A 14,071-nucleotide genomic window follows, 5' to 3' on the forward strand; every position below is an offset into this window, starting at 1 on the left:
GTCACTCCTCGGTGTGTGCGAATCAACGAATGCGGTTTGCGCCGCAGGGTTAGCCGTACCGACGCAACTCGGAAAAGAAATCCTCGACCACCCGGAGCTGGCCACTGCTGGCAAGTTCGTCGTAGACGTACTTGCCCACGGCCAGGTCGAGCACGCCCAGCCCGAACGGCGAAAACACGATGGGGCGGTCATACGGCGGCGAGACCTTGCCTTCCATGACGTCGGCCAAAGTCCCGTCCACGAAGTCCCTGTTGCCGACCGTCTGCTCCGCGAGGTGGGCCGACGTCCCGGCCTTCAAACAGTGGTCGACGTCGTCGAGGATATTGGTCGATGCCAGCAGGATCTCAGGGGCCAGATCGCGCAGGGACACGTGCAGCACCAGCGGGTTGTGCGCGAACCACGTCGTATCGTGCACGTGCGGCTGGCCCGCCACCGTTGCGAACACGACGAGGTCGCTGCTTCTGATCAGCTGCTCGGGGCCGTCGTGCACGGTCACCCGGGCTCCGGTGCCGCTGCGCTCGAGATAGCCCGTGAAACCCTCCTCGCTCTCACCCGAGAGGTCGAACACCCCGATCTCGTCGAAGGACCAGCCGGTGGCCTTCAGGAAGGTGTGGATGTAGCGGGCGATGAGGCCAACGCCCAGGAACCCGATTCGCCGGGGACGCCCGCGTCCCCGGCTGAGCCAGTCCGCAGCCGCGGCGGCCGATGCGGCCGTCCTGGAGGCGCTGATGATGGAGCCCTCCATACAAGCCAAGGGATATCCCGTTGCCCGGTCGTTGAGGATCAACACGGCCGAGGCGCGCGGAATCCCCGATGCCACATTGTCCGGGAAGCTGGAGACCCATTTGATGCCGTCAACCTCGACTTGTCCGCCGACCGAGGCCGGCAGGGCGATGATGCGCGAGGTAGGCCGGTCCGGGAAGCGCAGGAAGTACGACGGGGGATTTACCGAATCTCCGGCTGCATGCACGCGGTAGGTCTGCTCGACCAGTTCGATGACCTCCTTTTCCCGTCCCTGGAGCACCTGCTGCACCTGGGTCCCTGAAATGACCGCGAAGGGCGGAACCGTCTTCGGCTCTGCGGCCGCTGCGACTGGGGAACTGGCAAGCTCTGTCATCGTGCACCGTCCTGGATGTGGTTGTCGAGATCGAAAATGTTGCAAGGCTCGGCCATGCCGACAAGGATCTCCCGGGGCCCCTCATAGGCCTCTCGGCTATGCGCCATGCGGATGTTGTCGACCAGCATGAGGTCCCCCGTTTCCCACGGAGTGCGGAGGGTATGGGCCTCGTAGACCTCGTTCAGGAGGGCAATAATTTCCTCGCCGATCGGCTCGCCATTGCCGAAGCGGGTGTTGAAGGGCAGCCCATCGGGACCATAGACGTCCACCAGGTACTCCCGCACCTCGGGTGCGGTCGTCCATTCGCTCAGGAACGCAACCTGGTTGAACCAACAGCGTTGGCCGGTCGCCGGGTGCCGAATCACGGCAGGACGCCGTTGCCGGGTGCGCAGCTCCCCATCGGGCTGCCACTCGAACTCGATCCCGTGCGCCCGGCAGTAGCTCTCGACATCCGCGCGGTCGGAGACCCCGAACGCCTCGTCATAGGAGGCACCGATGTCCTCGTTATAGCTGCGGGCGAGCAGCCACCCCTGGCTTTCGAACCGACGGACAATGTCCGGCGGCAGGGCATCGAGGACGGCGCGGGCGTCCGCCACACCGGTCACCCCACCAATGCTGGGTGCCTGAAGGCAGGCGAAGAGCATCAGGCCGGGGAACTCGAGCGCGTAGCTGAGCTCGTGGTGCATGCACATAGGCTGGTTCGCGGGCCATGTCAGGGATGAGTACACGCCGTCCAAGTAGGGCTGCCTGGCGGCGAAAGCCTCCCGGTCCGGCATGAGGCCGCCTGGCGCCAGCCGTTGGAAGGTATCGGCCACTTCGGCAGGATCACGGAGGCCCAGACCGCGGACAAGGACGGCGCCATGCTCATCCACCGCCGCACGCAGCGCCTCACGGTTCTCGTCGGCCCACTGCACGGGGTCGTGGCCGTTCTCGACGATGAGCAGTGGCGCCCGGCCGTCTTGGCGTTCAACGTCGAACTTGATCCTGGGTGCAGGAGACGACATCAGGGGTCCTTTCGTTTCATGGGCAGCGGGTGGAGGGCAACCGGTCCTCCTGCCGAAGCCATGGGATCCGGCTCCGCGACGGCTCCCGCCGTCCGCGGGGCGGGCGGAGAGGATGTGTCCGCGAGGGTCGAGGCTTCGAGCAGGGCAGCCAGGTCTGCGAGGATGGGCGTCTGCATTATGTCCTTGATCGACACTGCGCGCTTGAGCAGGACCGCGAGCTTCACCGCGGACAGCGAGGTCCCGCCCAGTGCAAAGAACGAGTCCTGCCCGCCGATCCGGCCCACCGGCAGGCCGAGCACCGTCGCCCACGCCTCGGCGAGCCGCTGCCCGGCCGCCGAGAGGGCTTCCGTGGCGGTGCCGGACTCGGGAGCGACCTCACGCGCCATGCGGGTCAAGGCCTTCCGGTCGATCTTCCCGTTGCCGGTCAGGGGCAGGTTCTCCTGCCACCTGTACGCCGACGGAACCATGTAGCCCGGGACCCGGGCAGTCATCTCGCTGCGTATTTCGTCGATCTCGAGCGGCCGGCTGCCGGAGTAGAACGCCACCAGGAATTTGGACTGCCCGGCGCCCTCACCGACGACAACGGCCCCGTCCCGGATAGCCGGAACCCGCAGCAGCGCGTTCTCGATGTCGCCGATCTCGATGCGGAACCCGGAGATCTTGACTTGGTTGTCCCGCCGGCCCAGATACTCCAGCTTGCCGTCCGGGGACCAACGGCCGTAGTCGCCGGCCCGATAGAGCCGCGCGCCGTCCACATAGGGGTCGGTGGAGTAGGCCTGCGCGGTGCGCTCCGGGTCATTGATGTAGCCGCGGCCCACGCACACCCCGGAGAAGGCGATCTCGCCCGGCGCTCCAAGCGGCACAAGCCGCTGCCGCTCGTCGAAGATGTGGATCCGGACGTTCGGGATTGGCGGGCCCAGTGGCACCGAGCCGCCCGGGGGCACTGCGCTCATGACTTCGTGGTTCGTGTCGTCGGAGGTCTCCGTCAGCCCGTAGGCGTTGACCAGCTTGACGTTCGGCATCACATCGAACCAGCGGCGGACCAGCTCACGTTTCAGGGCCTCCCCGGTGGCCGAGACGCAGCGGAGGTGCGGCAAGGCGCGTGGCTTGCCGCCCAGGTACGCCACCACGGCGTCGAGATACGACGGGACGACCTGGAAGACCGCCACCGCGCCCCGTTCCACCGTGTCGATGAACCGCTCGACGTCGAGGATCCGGTCCTGTCCGACAATGAGTGTGCGGCCGCCGACGAGCAGCGCCGAGACCAGTTGCCACAGCGAGATGTCGAAGCATTGGGGTGCGGTCTGGGCGACGACGTCCCCAGGGCGGATCCCCAGGTCCTCGATCTTGGCGTACAAGTGGTTCACCATGCCGTCGTGCTCGCACATCGCGCCTTTCGGCTCGCCAGTTGACCCGGAAGTGAAGTAGACGTAAGCGAGCTGATCGGGACGAATCTCCATGCCGGGGTCATTGGTGGGATGCCCCTCGGCCTCGATGTCCTCGAACAAAAGCTCCGTCACTGCAGGCATTCCATCCAGTGCCTCATCGAGGGTGGTGGTGCTGCCGCCTTCGGTGAGCACTACCCGGGCCCCGGCCCGTGTAAGCGTTCTGGCGATTCTTTCGGCCGGGAAGTGCGGCTCGATCGGCAGATATGCGCCTCCGGCCTTGAGGATGCCGATCACAGCGGCCATCCACTCCAGGTCCCGTTCGGCGACGACCGCCACGATGTCCTCCGCACGCAGCCCGCGCGCGAGCAGGGCACGGGCAATCCGGTTTGCGCGGGCGTTTAGCTCCGCGTACGTCCACTCCCGCGCGTCCTGGACCGCCGCGATGCGCCCGGGATGCTGCCGAACACGCTCCTCAAACAGCTCGTGGAAGCGCCGCTGGGGCCGGGGCCGCTCGGGCCCGGCGAGCTGCTCAAGCTGGAAGCGCCGTTCCTCGGGGCCAACGAGGTCGGCGTCATCGGGGTCCGACTCCGGGCTGGCGACCAGGTGGCGGAGTGCACTCAGGTGATAGCCGGTGATCCGGAGCGCTGCGTCCTCGTCGAGGACGTCGCGGCGGTAGCGCAGGCTCAAGGATTCGCCCCCTGCGCCGCTGCAGAGGGACATTCCCAGGACGAGGCCCTCCGGGAGCTCGGAATCCTCGTTATGGTCGGTGCTGAGTACCACCTCGTAGGTTCCGGAAAGTGGTGGCTGCCCCGCCTGTGGCCCCCCGGCCTGCCCGGCGTGTGCCTGGACCTGCAGGGTTCGCGCAGAGGAGACCAGCGCGCGCCATGAGCCTCGTCTCAGATCGAGTTCGCAGGGCCAGGTCCCCGACGCGTCCTTCCAGCCGGTCGTGACCTCCGTTTCGCCGGACAACGCCTGGAGCACCCGTGCATGAGCAGCCATCCAGATCGTTGCAGGTGTTGCGTCCAACATGCGGGACAGTCTCAACACCGCCTGGTTCAGGTCCTCGGGCACAGGCACGTCGACCCGGCCCTGACCCGGCTGACGCTCCTTCGTCCACCTGGGAATCGCCGTTGGCGCGGCATCCGCGGGCGCGGTGCCGGCGGCGGTGCGGCAGGACAACGCAGAGGTGGTGGTCATGCTACGGGCCTTGCCAGCTCGATGGGGGACGTGGTGGCGGCTCGGGCCTCTTCGGCCGGGTTACCGGCCCACAGGGATCCGCTGGTGAGTGTGGTCCCTTTCATCACGAAGGAGTCGGCGCCGACGACCGCGCCGTCTTCGACGGTCACGCCGTAGTGGACGAAAGCGGAGACGCCGAGGGTGACATCGTCGCCAACAACGATGTAGCCCGACTTGAACATGCCATCCTCCTGGGAATGGGACTGGAGGGTTGTGCCGGCGTTCAAGGTGCAACGGGAGCCGACTGTGACCAAAGTCCGCTCGATGATGCCGCAGCCGTCGTCGAAGACCCGGCGTCCGATCCGAACGCCGAGCAGACGCCAGACCAGGGGCTTAAACGGTGTCCCGTTGAGGAGGCTTGCGTATCGACTCTGCAGCGACATCTTCCAATACCGCTCGTGCCACCAGAAATAGTGGTTGTAGATGGAGCAGAGCTGGGGCTGAAGCGGTTTCAGTCCCCTTCCGAGACGCTCGATGCCGATGGGGACCAACAAGCCAACCACGAGCATCACGACAAAGGCCGCGCTTAGGGCCAGGAAACTGAACTGGTCGGACAATTCAAGGGCGGCGAACATGATGATCGTTGCCAGCGAGATGTTGAGCCACCGCACCAGCATCAAGAGGGCCATTGTGGCAAGGTTGTGCCTGTTCTTGGCTGCCAGGGCCCGACGGAAGTGCTCACGGTTCGTATGTTCCTCGGGGAGGGCGTCCCTGAGGACCGAGCGGGGGATCTCGAACGGCGGTGACCCGAGCAGACCTATGTCGTGGCGCATCGGTCCGTCGAGTGGGACCATCACCTTGGTCGCGAGCAGGCAGTGGTCCCCGGTCCGGGCCCCGGCAGGGTAGAGCACGGCGTTGCCCAGGAAGTTGTGTGCGCCGATCGCCGCCCGACTGACCTTGAACGACGTCGCCGAGAAATCGGTGTTCATGAAGGACACCCCGTCGGCGATCATTGTGCCGGAGCCTATCGACGAAAGGAACGGGTTGTCGTGCTTGAACCCCGTGCCCAGGTTCGAGCCCGTCTGCTCGACCTGCGGCTGCTTGTACCCGATGGCCCGCACGTAGTTCACGACGTACGAGCTGTCGCCAAACAATCCCGTCAGCATGGGCCTGTTGGTCATTCTCGACACCGCCCGCTCCGCCGCGTGCCGCAGACCGAACAGCGGATACACCGTGTCCGGCTTGATAGCGAGTTGAACCACCCGCGGGACCGTGATGACGATGAGCAACGACAGGACCGTGCCACCGAAGACAGCAATACCGGCATAGGCGATGGAGTCGGCGTAGAAGACCCAGTCGGTGAACGCGAACGCCTGCGTCTCCAGGAGTGCCGCCACGTTGGGATTCGCCATAACGGCCAACATGACCGCCTGGCTCAGCAGGATACGGCCCAGGCCAATCATGCTGATCAGCTGGGAGGTCGCGAACCATCCCCTGCGCCAGGGCGAGTAAGGCCTGGCCTCGACACCGCCATAGTCCACGTCAGTGCGCCTGCCGGGCGACCCATGCCACCGCTGGCCGGCGGGAACGGACTGGCCGGTGTACAGGCTGGACCGGTGGCCCAACTGCGAACCGTCCCCCAATGCGGTGTCGATGTCCAAAACGCTCCCCTCGCCGACGATTACGCCCCGGCCGAGCGTCAGTGCGCCCAGCTGGATGACGCCGCCGTGGGCGCGGTAGCCATTCAAGACCGCTTCCTTGCGGATGACCGTCCCTTCCCCGATCGTGAGGAGATCGGTGCAGACCGGCAGGCGGTTGGTCATGATCGTTACGTTGCGGCCCACCTTGGCGCCCATCGCCCGCAGGTAGAAGGTGGTCAGCGGGGACCCCCTCAGCAACACCAGCGGGGATGTTCGCATCAAGGTCTTTACCAGCCAGAACCGGAAATAGGCCAAGCTCCACAGGCGGATTTCCCCGGGGCGGAAACGCCCGATGATGATCCACTTTGCCGCTACGGGAAGGATGCACATCAGCACGAACACTGCCGCGGCATAGGCGGTTGACCGGAGGTAAATCTCCCAGAATTCCATCCCGTGGCTCAACCAGTGGTGGTTGCCCGACCCAGCGTCCGGGAAGACCCACTGGTACCAACCGACCGTGAGCAGTCCGGCGATCACGCAGTAACCGAGGTAGACGATCACCTGCAGGGCGCCGCAGGCGACGTACTCCCATGTCCGAGCGTCCATGGGCGACGGCGTTTCCGGAACCGAAGCCCTAGCCGGTGAGGGCTCCTGCAACCGGTCCTGCTGCGGAGGAACCTGCAGGGCCGCGGCGAGGGCGGAGACGGTCGGGTTGCCGTAGACGTCTTTCATCGACACCACCGGTAGGTCCGGCTGCTTGCGCACGCGGGCGCAGAACTGCGCCATGATCAGCGAATCCGCGCCCAGATCCTGGAAGAAATCAGCGTCCACCGGCACGTGCTCAATTTCCAGTACGCCGGACAACACCTCCGCCAACCGGTCCTGCACCGATGCCGGCACCGTTTCCGCCGGCGCCAGGGCCGCGGCCAGCGCCGAGATCGTTGGGTTCTGGTAAATGTCCTTGATCGACACCGTTGGCAGGTCCGGTTGCTTGCGCACGCGGGCGCAGAACTGCGCCATGATCAGCGAATCCGCGCCCAGGTCCTGGAAGAAATCAGCGTCCACCGGCACGTGCTCAATTTCCAGTACGCTGGACAACACCTCCGCCAACCGGTCCTGCACCGATGCCGGCACCGTTTCCGCCGGCGCCAGGGCCGCGGCCAGCGTCGAGATCGTTGGGTTCTGGTAAATGTCCTTGATCGACACCGTTGGCAGGTCCGGCTGTTTGCGCACGCGGGCGCAGAACTGCGCCATGATCAGCGAATCCGCGCCCAGGTCGTAGAAGAAGTTGGCGTCCACGGGGACGTCTTCCTTCTTCACCACCGATGCGAGAATGTCCGCCAGCCGGCGCCCCAAGGCACCGGCCGTACCCGTGGCCGGACTGGCTGGAAGCCCCTTTCCGGCCGGAGCCGCTGTTGTCGCAGGAATGGGGGGATTGACGGGAGATGTGGAACGCGGAGCGGCCTGCAGGTCGTCGAGACGTATTTTCACTGCAGGAAGTTCCCTAGTGCGGCGGTGGCGATGTAGCCGGCCATGGGTACGGGTGCCGGGTGCTGTGGCCCCGGATCCGGGTCGTACCGTCGCACCGGAGCCCCTGCCAAATCGGCAGCTGCCAGCGCTTCGGCGCCGAAATGATTGTGCACCCAGTCAGGGTTGTAGACAGTGTCCAGGTAGGGGCGGCCCATGTCCGGGGAAATGGCCACCGCCGTGAGGCCCTGGGCGTCGTGGTCGGTGAGCCAGGACATGGCGCCGTAGACCACGGTACCGGTGGAGCCACCGAGCGTGAAGCCGGCAGCGGCGAGGCGGTGGCAGGCGCGCACCGTGTCCAGTTCTTCGACCATCACCACGTCATCGATCAAGGCCTCGTCGAGCTGCGGCGGCCGCACGCTCATGCCGAGTCCCGGGATCAGGCGGGTGGCCGGCAGGCCGCCGAACGAGACCGACCCTGCGGCATCGACGGCGACTATCCGGACGTCGGGCCGATGCTCGCGGAAGTACCGCGCGCAACCCATCAAGGTCCCCGTTGTCCCGGCGCCCACGAACAGCACGTCCAGTTCGGGGAACTGGTTGGAGATCTCGGGGGCAGTCCAGCGGTAGTGCGCTCCCCAATTGCCGGGATTTGTGTACTGGTTGAGCCAGATGTATCGCTCGTTGGACGCACAAAGATCCCGCACGTGGTTCAGCCGGGCTCCGAGGAAGCCGTCGACGGGATCCGGTTCGGTGACCAGGTCCACCTGTGCCCCGAGCGACTCCATAAATTGCCGGGTTGCCGGGTTGCAGCGCGGATCGATCACACACACGAAGCGGTATCCCTTGCTGGCGGCGATCATGCTGAGCGCGACGCCAAGGTTGCCTGATGAGGATTCCACGAGGATGGAGCCGGGGCCAATAAGTCCCTCCCGCTCGGCGCGCTCAACCATTTCCCTCGCGGGCTTGAGTTTTATTGAGCCAGCGAAATTGAACCCCTCAATCTTCAGATAGAGACGGCAGCCCAGCACCCTTTCCAAGTCGACGAACAGGCTCTGCTCGTTAAACAGGTGCGGATCCGTGATAATCGGCATGTTCTCCCTCGTTCCCTGCCATGAGCATGGTCAGGGTGGGGGATGTGCCTGCCAGCTTGTGTGTAAAGGGTGGCGGACATCTGCGTCCGGACCCGTAAACTTTTCAAGAAAAGCCGCGCAGAGCGGCACAAACGGAACACTGCGGCCGCCGCTATTTCCCCCAGCAGCAAATACCTGGCTTCCCCACCGCGGATACTCCGAAATGCAGTAGAGGCTTCAAATCTGTGCTTCGACAGTAGACAGGTTCTGCGGGCAACCGCAACCGAATCGAGTACCTGTATTCAAACCCCGTGAGTACCTGCTTTCTCGCTCCCGCACCCCGTGCGGTGCCTGCTCCTCGTCCCCACGTGCCGACGGTTCCTGTCTGCCGTCCGCCTTTCAGTGAGCCCTGCCAGCGCTCAACCGGAAGAAGCAATGACGGTTATCAACACCAGCGGCAGACTGTAATTCCGGGTAGGGGACGAAAACCCCAAATCGAGGTTGAGGGCACGGATAAAGGCAACACCACGTGCATCAACACATTCGTGCCAATGAGCAACTCGGGAGCTATTAGTTTTAGCTTCAAGGTTTCTGCGGAAATGTGGCCGGAAAAGCGACCGTGAATGCGGTGCCGTACAACATGGACTGCTGCGATAACGCGGGCAGGAACAATCGTGCCGTGCGAACCAAGCGCTTTGATCGTGCCTCGGGGCGCCATGCCCGAGGAATCACTCAAAAATACGCGTCAACAAATTCCGGCCCCGGCGCGTGGGCGCCTCGACGCCTGCCGCCGCCTACCTCGCCATCACATCCCCTGCGCAACGGCGTGGATTCGCTGAAGGTGGCAGTGGCATCGGCCGTTGACCTTCTGCGGCTGCGGCCCCGGGACCAGGCCCCGGCCGACCGTTCGCGGGCACCTTCAGTTTCCGCTAGTATTGATAGCTGGCTGCCCTGCGTCTTTAGGCATGGGCGCGGCCATCCCATTCATACCTGGCAGCTGGCAAAATCCAGTTGTGCGAACAAAGGTCCCATTATGAAGTCTGAAATTCACCCGAAGTACGAAGCTGTTGTCTTCAACGACCTGGCCTCCGGTACGAAGTTCCTGACCAAGTCCACCGTGTCTTCCAAGAAGACCATCGAGTGGGAAGACGGCAACACGTACCCGGTTATCGACGTCGAAATCTCCTCCGAGTCCCACCCGTTCTACACGGGCAAGCAGCGCATCATGGACTCTGCAGGCCGCGTCGAGCGCTTCAACGCTCGCTTCAAGGGCTTCGGCGGCAAGAAGTAATTCACTTCCCCCAAGCTTCCAGGGAAGGCCCGCACCGGCAACGGTGCGGGCCTTCCGCGTTAATGGCCCGGCCGAGTTTTCGGGGCCCGGCGCTTCTGGGGCAGGATGGGACACATGACTGCCATGCCCGTCCCAGTTGATTCCGCCTTCCGCCGCCACGGTGAGTACAAGGTGCCCGGCGGCAAACTTGTGGTGGTGGACGTGGACGTTGTGGACGGCCGGCTCGCTGATGTCTCCGTCAGCGGGGACTTCTTTCTGGAACCGGACGAGGCGCTCCTGGATATCAACCGCGGGTTGACGGGCTTGCCGGACACTACGACGGCGTCTGAACTTGCCGCCGTCGTCACGGCTTCGCTGCCGGAAGGCGCCGTCCTGTTTGGCTTCTCTGCCGACGCCGTGGCCATCGCGGTGCGGCGTGCGTTGGCGAAAGCCACGGCCTGGACAGACCACCACTGGAACCTGATCCCGCCCGCCGTCCTGCCCACCGAAATCAACGTCGCCCTGGATGAGGTCCTCACCGAGGAAGTCGGCGCCGGCCGCCGCAATCCCACGCTCCGGTTTTGGGACTGGCAGGAGCCGTCCACGGTGATCGGCAGCTTCCAGTCGTACCGGAACGAGGTGGATCCCGGCGGCGTGGCCAAGCACGGCATTAACGTTGTCCGACGCATCAGCGGCGGGGGAGCGATGTTTATGGAGGCGGGCAACTGCATCACGTACTCGCTCTACCTGCCGCAGACCCTGGTGGACGGGCTCAGCTTCGCAGACTCCTACCCCTTCCTGGACGCCTGGGTGATGGCGGCACTGGAGAAGCTGGGCATCACCGCTTTCTATGTGCCGTTGAACGACATCGCCACGGACCAGGGCAAGATCGGGGGCGCGGCCCAGAAGCGCCTGGCCAACGGCGGCATGCTGCACCACGTCACCATGAGCTATGACATCGACGCCGACAAGATGGTGGAGGTGCTCCGCATCGGCAAGGAAAAACTCTCGGACAAGGGCACCCGCAGCGCGAAGAAGCGGGTGGACCCACTGCGCCGGCAGACCGGCCTGGGGCGCGCCGAGATCATCGCGGCCATGATGGACGTCTTCAGCGAGCGGTACGGTGCCACGCCGTCAGAGCTGACCGAGGCCGAACTGGTCACCGCCCGCGAGCGTGTGGACACCAAGTTCGGCACGGAGGAATGGCTCCACCGGGTTCCGTGACCGCATCCATTGCTCCGTAACAGCCGTTATGAGCGCTGAAAACGGCTGTTACGGAGCAATCGATGGTGAACTGACGACGGCGGCCTGCGCGGTGAGCGCCCGCAGCAGGTGGCTGCGCTGCTCGATAATGATCCGGCGCAGGGCCCGGGGAGCCTCTGTGTTGCCGTCAAGCCATTCGTCCGTCCGACGGATCACCGGATGGCGGGCCGGTTCGGTCCCCTCGGCCAGGTCCTGCGCCAGCGGGTACAGGCCCCGCACGATCCGGCTTGCGATCTCGATGCTGCGCCCGTCCCAGACCGGGCGCAGGCACTCGAAGTAAGGCTCCATGTACGGCGCCAGCAGATCCGCCCGGGCTGTCAGAAACCCGCTGATGGTGGCGGTGAGAAGCTGGTTGGACAGTTCGTCGCCCTCCACCGCCGAGGTCCACGCCGCAGCTTTGACCTCTGGATCCGGCCGGGCAGCGAGCGCTGTGGCATGGCCCGCGCGCCCCGACGCGGTGGTGTCGCGGGCCAGTTCGGCGTCCAGCTCGGCAACTGTTGCCTGGCCGTTCGCCGCCAGGGCGTGCCAGAGGTGCCAGCGCAGCTCGGCATCCACTGCCAAACCTGCCACCGGGAGGTCGCCATCCAGCAGGCCCCTGAGCCGGGGAAGCATGGCGTCGTCGTGCCGGCTAAGGGTGGCAAGCGTCCGTGCCCACGCCAGCTGCTGGTCAGAGCCGGGCTTGGCCTGGTCCAGTTCTGCGGCAGCTGTTGCCAGGAAGGAAGCACGCACGTCTTCCCGGGCACTCGCCGGTGTGTAGCGTTCGACGGCGGTGCTTGCGTTGTCGAGGATGTTCAACAGAACGCCGATTCCTGTTTCGGCGGGAGCGAAAGCGGCTACGGCAGCAACGTACCGCGCGGCCGGGCTTTCACCGTCCCGGGCCGAGTTCCAGAGCGCCGTCCAGCAGAGGGCGCGTGCCATCGGGTCCGCGATCCGGTCCAGGGCGGCCAGGACCGTGGCTTCGGACAACGGGTCCAGCCGGACTTTGGCGTAGGTAAGGTCGTCATCGTTGACGAGCAGGAGCGCGGGCCGCGGCTGGCCCGCGAGCTGGGGGAGCTCTGTCCGTCTACCCGTCACGTCAGTTTCGAAACTTCCGGTCCGCACCAACACGCCGTCGGCATCAAAATCGTAGGAGCCCACGCGCAGGCGGTGCGGGCGCAACTCTTCCCGTCCCGTGACCGGGTCTGTAGCCTCCTGGACGATGGCCACGAGCCCCAGCACGGCGTCGTCGGCTGCTGTACCTGCAGCGGAGCCATGGGGAGCGACCTCCAGCGAGAGCGTGGAGATCCCGGAGGTTTGCAGCCACTGCTTGGCCCAGCCGGCCAAGTCCCGCCCGGAGGAGGAGCTGAGGGCGGCCAGCAGATCGGAAAGCGAAGTGTTTCCATAGGCATGCTTGCGGAAGTATTCGCGGGACCCGGCGATAAACGCCTCAAACCCCACAAAGGCCACCAGCTGCTTCAACACAGAGGCGCCCTTGGCGTACGTGATGCCGTCGAAATTCTGTTTGGCGGCTTCAAGGTCCGGGATGTCCGCCACGATCGGATGGGTGGTGGGCAGCTGGTCCTGGGCGTACGCCCACGCCTTGCGTTTGTTCGCGAAGTTCACCCACGCGGTGTCCCAGTCGGTGGCGCGGTCCACGCCCAGGCTGCCCATGTAATCCGCGAACGATTCCTTGAGCCACAGGTCATCCCACCACTGCATGGTCACCAGGTCGCCGAACCACATGTGCGCCATCTCGTGCATCAGAGTGTTGGCCCGTGCCTGGTATTGGGCGTCGGTGGCGCGCGAGGTGAAGACGTAGCTCTCGGTGAACGTCACCAGGCCGGGGTTCTCCATGGCGCCGAGGTTGTATTCGGGCACAAAGGCCTGATCGTACTTGCCCCACGGGTAGGGGTAGTCGAAGAGCCGGTTGAAAAAGTCCAGGCCCCTCCTGGTGAGCCGGAACAGTTCGTCGGTGTCGAAGGAGTCCGCCATTGAGGCCCGGCAGTACAAGGCGAGCGGCACGTCAAGGGAGGTGCCGTCGTCGAGCGTTGCCTGCCAGCGGTCCTCTGCCTTGAAGTAGGGACCGGCCAGCACCGTGGTGATGTAGGTGGACATCGGTTCGGTAGTGGCGAAGTCCCACCGGGCCGCAGCCGGGTCCCCGGGAAGCGGGCTGCGGTTCACTTCGGCGCCGTTGGAGGCCACATGCCATGCGGCGGGGGCTGTCACGTGAAAGGTGTAGGTGGCCTTGAGATCTGGCTGCTCGAAATTGGCAAAGACCCGGCGGGCGTCTGCGGGCTCGTACTGCGTGTAGAGGTAGCACTGGCCGTCAGCAGGATCCACGAACCGGTGCATGCCCTCGCCGGAGCGGCTGTACAGTGCGGTTCCGGTGACTGTTACCTGGTTCCCGGCCTGCAGGTTGTCAAGCCTGATCCTGGCGCCGTTCACCACGTCCTCCACTCGGAGTTCCTGGCCGTTCAGGACCACAGCGTCCACCGTGCCGATGAAATCCAGGAACGTCGAGGCATCCGGCTCGGCGGTGAAAGTGATGACGCTGCGGCTGGCATAGCCTGCAACATCAGGGTCCGCAGCGTGGCGCACGTCCAGCGATACGTCGTAGCTGGTGGTACTGATCAGGGCTGAACGTTCGGCGGCCTCGTTGCGCTGCAGATTCTCATTTGACACTCCGCTATCTAA

General features: G+C 65.1%; 8 protein-coding genes. 2 read left to right on the forward strand and 6 right to left on the reverse strand.

All coding sequences use genetic code 11. From position 1 onward, the window contains the following. Window positions 1–49 precede the first annotated feature (49 nt). Genes sbnB through sbnA form a run of 5 tightly spaced genes read right to left on the reverse strand, consistent with a single transcriptional unit; the run spans window position 50 to window position 8,886 of the window. Window positions 50–1,117 (reverse strand): 2,3-diaminopropionate biosynthesis protein SbnB, encoded by a 1,068-nt coding sequence (gene sbnB / locus ACFVYC_RS17160; protein WP_387552505.1) that lies wholly within the window; start codon window positions 1,115–1,117, stop codon window positions 50–52. Further along, a complete protein-coding gene (locus ACFVYC_RS17165; protein ID WP_387552507.1) occupies window positions 1,114–2,121 on the reverse strand; it encodes a TauD/TfdA family dioxygenase in 1,008 nt (335 codons plus the stop codon). The genes sbnB and ACFVYC_RS17165 overlap by 4 nt, the downstream gene beginning before the upstream one ends. Continuing rightward, a complete protein-coding gene (locus ACFVYC_RS17170) occupies window positions 2,121–4,706 on the reverse strand; it encodes an amino acid adenylation domain-containing protein (protein WP_387552509.1) in 2,586 nt (861 codons plus the stop codon). Before ACFVYC_RS17170 ends, ACFVYC_RS17165 begins: the two co-directional genes overlap by 1 nt. Further along, complete coding sequence (locus tag ACFVYC_RS17175; protein WP_387552511.1) at window positions 4,703–7,816, reverse strand: Pls/PosA family non-ribosomal peptide synthetase; 3,114 nt, start codon at window positions 7,814–7,816, stop codon at window positions 4,703–4,705. Before ACFVYC_RS17175 ends, ACFVYC_RS17170 begins: the two co-directional genes overlap by 4 nt. Next, a complete protein-coding gene (sbnA, locus tag ACFVYC_RS17180) occupies window positions 7,813–8,886 on the reverse strand; it encodes a 2,3-diaminopropionate biosynthesis protein SbnA (RefSeq protein ID WP_387552513.1) in 1,074 nt (357 codons plus the stop codon). Before sbnA ends, ACFVYC_RS17175 begins: the two co-directional genes overlap by 4 nt. A 1,012-nt stretch (window positions 8,887–9,898) precedes the next feature. Here sbnA and ACFVYC_RS17185 point away from each other — a divergent pair. Continuing rightward, complete coding sequence (locus tag ACFVYC_RS17185) at window positions 9,899–10,156, forward strand: type B 50S ribosomal protein L31 (protein WP_387552515.1); 258 nt, start codon at window positions 9,899–9,901, stop codon at window positions 10,154–10,156. A 114-nt stretch (window positions 10,157–10,270) separates the two neighbouring features. Then, the gene (locus ACFVYC_RS17190; protein ID WP_387552517.1) at window positions 10,271–11,359 is read left to right on the forward strand and encodes a biotin/lipoate A/B protein ligase family protein; all 1,089 of its coding nucleotides are present in this window, start codon (window positions 10,271–10,273) and stop codon (window positions 11,357–11,359) included. A 48-nt stretch (window positions 11,360–11,407) separates the two neighbouring features. Here ACFVYC_RS17190 and pepN read toward each other — a convergent pair whose 3' ends face one another. Then, window positions 11,408–14,059 carry an aminopeptidase N gene (pepN, locus tag ACFVYC_RS17195; protein WP_387552519.1) on the reverse strand — a complete coding sequence of 884 codons (2,652 nt, stop codon included), beginning with the start codon at window positions 14,057–14,059 and terminating at the stop codon, window positions 11,408–11,410. Window positions 14,060–14,071 lie beyond the last annotated feature (12 nt).

Origin of the sequence: Pseudarthrobacter sp. NPDC058329 (assembly GCF_042879835.1) — a bacterium.
Lineage (GTDB): Bacteria > Actinomycetota > Actinomycetes > Actinomycetales > Micrococcaceae > Arthrobacter.